This window comes from Endozoicomonas sp. YOMI1 (assembly GCF_024606345.1).
In the GTDB taxonomy this organism is placed as follows: domain Bacteria; phylum Pseudomonadota; class Gammaproteobacteria; order Pseudomonadales; family Endozoicomonadaceae; genus Endozoicomonas.
The window spans coordinates 1-5,577 of record NZ_JAHHPM010000498.1 but is presented as its reverse complement, the minus strand read 5'-3'; the positions used below and the strand labels follow the sequence as shown (position 1 = coordinate 5,577).

The 5,577-nt window shown below is 48.5% G+C and carries 6 protein-coding genes; 5 read left to right on the top strand and 1 reads right to left on the bottom strand.

The genetic code is table 11. The annotated features are described in order from the left end of the window. Positions 1–252 precede the first annotated feature (252 nt). Entirely contained in the window at positions 253–567 is a 315-nt protein-coding gene (hpf, locus tag KDK15_RS17705; protein ID WP_257296718.1) for a ribosome hibernation-promoting factor, HPF/YfiA family, read from the top strand. 27 nt (positions 568–594) lie between these two features. Continuing rightward, complete coding sequence (locus KDK15_RS17700) at positions 595–1,041, top strand: PTS sugar transporter subunit IIA (RefSeq protein WP_257296717.1); 447 nt, start codon at positions 595–597, stop codon at positions 1,039–1,041. A gap of 87 nt (positions 1,042–1,128) precedes the next feature. On the opposite strand, the gene KDK15_RS17695 is transcribed toward KDK15_RS17700, so the two are convergent. After that, on the bottom strand, positions 1,129–2,472 hold the full coding sequence (locus KDK15_RS17695) for a hypothetical protein (RefSeq protein WP_257296716.1): 1,344 nt from the start codon (positions 2,470–2,472) through the stop codon (positions 1,129–1,131). A gap of 433 nt (positions 2,473–2,905) precedes the next feature. Between KDK15_RS17695 and rapZ the strand changes: the two genes are divergently transcribed. The 3 genes from rapZ to mgtE all read left to right on the top strand — a co-directional run bounded on the left by rapZ (position 2,906) and on the right by mgtE (position 5,518). Further along, complete coding sequence (gene rapZ / locus KDK15_RS17690; protein ID WP_257296715.1) at positions 2,906–3,763, top strand: RNase adapter RapZ; 858 nt, start codon at positions 2,906–2,908, stop codon at positions 3,761–3,763. Then, entirely contained in the window at positions 3,763–4,032 is a 270-nt protein-coding gene (locus KDK15_RS17685; protein WP_209202052.1) for an HPr family phosphocarrier protein, read from the top strand. The genes rapZ and KDK15_RS17685 overlap by 1 nt, the downstream gene beginning before the upstream one ends. Before the next feature lie 127 nt (positions 4,033–4,159). After that, positions 4,160–5,518: a magnesium transporter gene (gene mgtE / locus KDK15_RS17680; RefSeq protein ID WP_257296714.1), complete on the top strand. Its 1,359-nt coding sequence runs from the start codon at positions 4,160–4,162 to the stop codon at positions 5,516–5,518. The last annotated feature ends 59 nt before the right edge of the window (positions 5,519–5,577 follow it).

The window sequence follows — 5,577 nt, the reverse complement described above, 5'->3', positions numbered from 1 at the left end:
GTTCTACATTTGCGGAGGTTCGGTATGCATTCCCACGGGGGACCGTGGAAACGAGTCCCGGGGAACGATGTGCCTGTGTATGTATCACAGAGCCTGGCTGCACCAGGATTTTTTGATGCGCCGGGCAAAAAGCAGTTTTTTTTGACTCAGGGCATTCCAAGCTGCATCGACAGTGATAGAATCGAAGTCAGCCAGTGCGAAAAATCCCGCGAACTGGTGATTATCTGGATAATGGGATCAGGAGAGCGTTACATGCAAGTCAACATCAGTGGGCATCATGTCGAGGTAACAGAAGCTCTGCACGACTATGTGATCAAGAAACTGGAACGTCTTGGTTCACATTTTGACCATATCACCAATGTACAGGTGACCCTGAGTGTCGAAAAGCTGGTGCAGAAAGCAGAAGCCGTTTTGCATACCCGCGGAGCCGAGATTAATGCCACCGCCGAGCACGAAGACATGTACGCAGCCATTGACCTGCTCTCGGACAAGTTGGATCGGCAGCTGGTTAAGCAAAAAGAGAAAGCCTTAAACAGGCAACAGGGCGCCAGTGGCCATGCCCTTTGATTTATCAGGTTGCCATTCTTATTTAGCATGATTATTCATCGCATCCTAACCCCCGAGCGCACCCTTGACGGGGTGCACGGGGCCAGCAAAAAGAAAATCCTGGAATTTATCGCTGAACGCATCAGCAGCGAAGCCCCCGAAATCAATGCCGAAGAACTGTTTGAAGCGCTGGTTGCCCGGGAGCGTCTTGGCACCACCGGACTGGGTGATGGTGTAGCTATTCCCCACTGTCGTTGTAAAGCCTGCCCGGAGCCTATCGGTCTTTTTATACGACTGGCGGAACCGGTTGATTTTGATGCTGTGGACCGTGAGCCTGTTGATCTGGTATTCGCGTTGATCGTGCCAGAAGGCGAAAATCAGGAACATCTTGAAATTTTAAGAGCGCTGGCCGGGCGATTTCATTCTGCCTTGACCCTGCAGAAAATACGCTCGGCTACCAATACGACAATGCTCTATCGTACCATGAGTGAATAGAGGATAACGCTATAAAAAAAGGCCATCATAGGTAATGATGGCCTGAAATGTTCAACTTATAACAATGCTTTTACCTTTGTTGTCAACTCACTTCTTTGAGTTTTGAACAAAACGCATTGCCTCTTCCAGGGTTTGCTCCAGTTTCACTTGAGCCTCGAATCCTTTACCAAGCTTAGGATGAGCGTTGAATTGTTCATCAAGCTCACGAATTGCTGCATATCTGTCGGCCTTTGGGTCTTCTTGAGATACTTCAGACGAAACTGTTGATGGAACACTCCGGGTTTCGAGCTCAGGGCTTTGAAACTCTTGCCGCTTATGACGTTCTGCCATTTTGGCGTCCATAGCCGCTTTAGCCTTCACCATTTTCAGGGACACTTGCTCTGGTGCAAAATAGTAGGCCGTCCCACCTTTAGCATGCTTAGTCTCAGCGTTTTTTGCTGCAGCCGCATTAATTTTAGCATTTGCTAATTCAACACTATCTCGGCTGGCAACATAGCCTTGTAATTTGTCGGCTTCAATGGCAGCTCGATTATTTTCAATTTCAGCAATTCCCGCCAAAGCTATCTCATCCCTCCCTTCAGCAACTTTTGCACTCTCAAGACCGGAAAGATCATACCCTTTCTGCCCAGAGCAAGGCGAACTAACAGCGGTACGTGGCATAATCGGCGCAGCAACACCCCGAAGGAGTTGAACACTCTTAAGTTCCGCAAGCATTTTAGCCCTGTCAGGCTGACTGGCAAATGACTTGGCGTAAAACATATTAACTATAGGTACAGCTCTATTAATTGCATCAACAACAACTTCAGGTTCAACCTTTCTATTGATTGCATCAACAATAACTTCAGATTCATCGTTGCTATTGATTGCATCAACAACTTCAGGTTCATCGTTGCTATTGATTGCATCAACAACTTCAGGTTTAATCTTGCTTTTGATTACCTCAACAACATATTTAAGGCCAGTATACTTGTAAACAACGTTGACAGCTTTAATTGACCACTCCTTCAGTGATTTAAAGAAGCCACTGGAACTGTCTTTAGAGCTTTCCAAATTTGTCTGAGCAATAGGCTCCAAAACCTGCTGGTCATCCTGCATACCATCATTATTACGCTCAATTTCGTTATCTTTAGAGCTTTCTAATCTTGTCTGGGGAATAGGGTCCGAAGCCGGTTTGTGAGCCTGCATGCCATCATCCTTACGCTTAAGGTAATCCATATGGCTTCTGGCCAGTTTATTTTCGGCTTTATCCCGACCGGCAATAGTAACTTCCGTTATTCTTGGTAGACCATCTTCAAACGCTCTTTCCATTGGCCTTACCATGCGGTTAAAGCACCAGCCAAAATCCTCAGGTACGCGATCCTCTTCCTGATGCGGACGATCAGTAATTGCGAGTAATCGTTGTGTTGGCTGAAAACCTTGTACGTTTACCATGATGTTACTCCTTTAACAAAATAGGATTGTTTCTAATAATTAAGAAAGGTATTTAATTAACCTTTCTCATTAGTCATCTTCTGATTCGAAGTCTAGGATTACGTCCCCATTAAGTGAATGACAAGAGTGTCAGAAGCGCTAACACAGTATCCCGCACTCATTAAAAACCAGGTAAAAAAATAGCCAGAAGCACGCCCAACCGATACTTCGTACCCTGGTAGAATCCCGCAATCAAATGTTTTCAGGCATTAATTATATTTTGATTAACAAGATTCCAGATATCTTTGACATCAGCTTGCTTTTGCCACCACAGGTCAACGGTATTCAGTAGGCTTCTTGATCAAAAGTTGCTTTAATAGAGCAAGGGTCAGCTTTCAATAACTACCGATCATCAGTAGCATCTAAAACGCTCAGGAAGCATAAAGGAACAGCTATGAAACTTATCATCATCAGCGGGCGCTCCGGTTCTGGAAAAAGTTCAGCTCTGCACACCCTTGAGGATGAGGGTTTTTATTGTGTCGACAACCTTCCGGCCAGCATGCTGAACCAATTGCCGGATACCTTAAAAGGCCATCATTCAACCCCCCCCAGGATGGCCGTCAGTATTGATGTCAGAAACCTGCCCGGAACTCTGGATAACTTTCCTGATCTGCTGAAGTCCCTAAGGAATAAAGGTATCAATTGTCAGGTACTGTACCTGGACACCGACAGCGAAAAGCTGGTCAGCCGTTACAGTGCCACACGCAGAAAGCACCCACTCAGTAATGACCAGACGTCGCTCAGAGAAGCCATAGCGCTAGAAAAAAAACTGCTTATGCCGGTGCTGGTCGAGACAGATCTGAAAATCGACACCACATCGCTCTCCGTTCATCAGATGAGAGATATGGTCAAACAGGAGTTCTGTGCTGATCAGAAAAGTGGTGTGACGGTTCTTTTTCAATCGTTTGGCTTTAAAAACGGCATTCCTTCAGATGCCGACTTTATCTTTGATGTTCGCTGCCTGCCCAACCCCTTCTGGGACGAATCCCTGAGAGGATACACAGGCCTGGAGCAGCCGGTCATCGACTTTCTGAAGGATGATCCTCAGGTGATCGAAATGGTTGATGATATCAGTGTCTTTATCGAAAAATGGCTCCCACGCTTTGAGTCAGCCCAACGCAGTTATATGACGATTGCCATTGGTTGCACTGGAGGGCAGCACCGCTCAGTCTATATTGGTAAAACACTGGGCACCCTGTTCACCAGTAAACTGGAACGGGTTCAGGTTAGACACAGAGAGCTTCACGAATAATGATTACCTATCGAAAAAAAATCATTAACAAACTGGGCTTGCATGCCCGAGCGGCATCCAAGTTTGTTTCCACGTCATCGGCGTTTGCCAGTGAGATTGAAATCGGATTCAATGGGCGCAAGGTCGATGGCAAGAGTATCATGGCGGTTATGATGCTGGCGGCAGGACAGGGTTCGGAGCTTGAGCTCCATTGTGACGGCCATGATGAAGAGGCCGCCTGTCTTGCCCTGTGCGAACTGATTGATGACCGCTTTGGTGAAGAAGAATAACAGGCTCCCCCTTTCCGGGGAGCAACCACTGCAATTACCATAGAGACCATCCTTCATTTTCCCTGACCATCCGGCACTTTACCGGATGCACAGAAACTATTCAGGCAGATCATTCAGGCAGACAATAATGGCGCAGCAACTGCAATTGAGCATCGGTGAAGCCGAGCTGAAAAAACTTAATGATGCTCTTGAACACGGTGTTTCTGCAGAATTGCGCACCATGTTGAACACCTTGCCCCCTGCTGACACCGCACACTTACTGGAGTCCTCCCCACCGAAATTACGCAGCCTGTTATGGCGGTTGATTGACCGTGAACAGGAAGGTGATGTTCTGCAGGAACTGAGCGAAGACGTTCGCCAGTTCTTCCTTGATCAGATGAACATTGCCGAACTGAAAGCCATTACTGAAGGTCAGGATGTTGATGACATTGCCGACCTGCTGCAGCAGCTGCCTGATACCATAACCCGGCAGGTTCTGGACTCCATGAACAGTCAGGACCGGCAGCGGGTTGAGGCCGTTCTGGCCTATCCGGAGGACTCTGCCGGTGGCTTGATGAACACCGACACCATTACAGTACGTCCCAATAACACCGTTGATGTTGTGCTTCGTTACCTGCGCCGTCATGAAGGCATTCCGGATAGCACTGACAGCCTGCTGGTGGTCAATCGCCGGGATGAATACATTGGCCGCCTGCCCCTGACCTTACTGCTGACAACCGAACCGGGCGCCACCGTCAGGCAGGTAATGTTAACCGACCTCGACCCTATTCCTGCAAATATGCAGGATACTCAGGTAGCCCAGCTGTTCGAACGGCAGGATCTGCTCTCCGCCCCGGTGGTGAACGACAATGGCAAACTGCTCGGGCGGATCACCATCGATGATGTAGTCGACGTGATCCGGGAAGAAGCCGAACACTCCATGATGAGCATGGCCGGTCTGGATGACGATGAAGATACCTTCGCCCCGGCACTGCGGACTGCACGACGCCGGGCTGTCTGGTTAGGGTTTAATCTGATTACGGCATTTATCGCCGCATCAGTTATTGGTCTGTTTCAGGAAACCATCGATAAAGTGGTGGCCCTGGCGGTGCTGATGCCGATTGTCGCGGGCATGGGGGGTAATGCCGGCAGTCAGGCCCTGACCCTGGTGATCAGGGGTATGGCACTGGGACAAATCAGTAAGACCAACCTCCGGTGGCTATTAAGCCGGGAGCTGGTTGCCGGTTTTCTGAACGGGTTGTTGTGGGCAACCCTGGTGGCCACCATCGCCTGGTTCTGGTTTGATGACCCGATTATTTCCCTGGTTATTGCCTGCGCCATGGTAATCAACTTAAGTGTTGCCGTGATCACCGGTGCGATGCTGCCGGTTTTACTGAAATCATTAAATATTGATCCGGCCCTTGCCGGCAGTATTATCCTGACCACGATTTCCGATGTGGTCGGGTTCTTCTCATTCCTTGGGCTGGCAACCATTTTCTATGGGTAGCGTTTGAACCACAGAGATCCAGCGGTTCAAAATGGCTGCGCAGTTCATATTTAGAAGGT

Bases quoted from the DNA above. Each gene is read 5' to 3' on its own strand.
- rapZ (WP_257296715.1), top strand. From the start codon at position 2,906: ATGAAACTTATCATCATCAGCGGGCGCTCCGGTTCTGGAAAAAGTTCA.
- KDK15_RS17685 (WP_209202052.1), top strand. From the start codon at position 3,763: ATGATTACCTATCGAAAAAAAATCATTAACAAACTGGGCTTGCATGCC.
- mgtE (WP_257296714.1), top strand. From the start codon at position 4,160: ATGGCGCAGCAACTGCAATTGAGCATCGGTGAAGCCGAGCTGAAAAAA.
- KDK15_RS17700 (WP_257296717.1), top strand. From the start codon at position 595: ATGATTATTCATCGCATCCTAACCCCCGAGCGCACCCTTGACGGGGTG.
- hpf (WP_257296718.1), top strand. From the start codon at position 253: ATGCAAGTCAACATCAGTGGGCATCATGTCGAGGTAACAGAAGCTCTG.
- KDK15_RS17695 (WP_257296716.1), bottom strand. From the start codon at position 2,472: ATGGTAAACGTACAAGGTTTTCAGCCAACACAACGATTACTCGCAATT.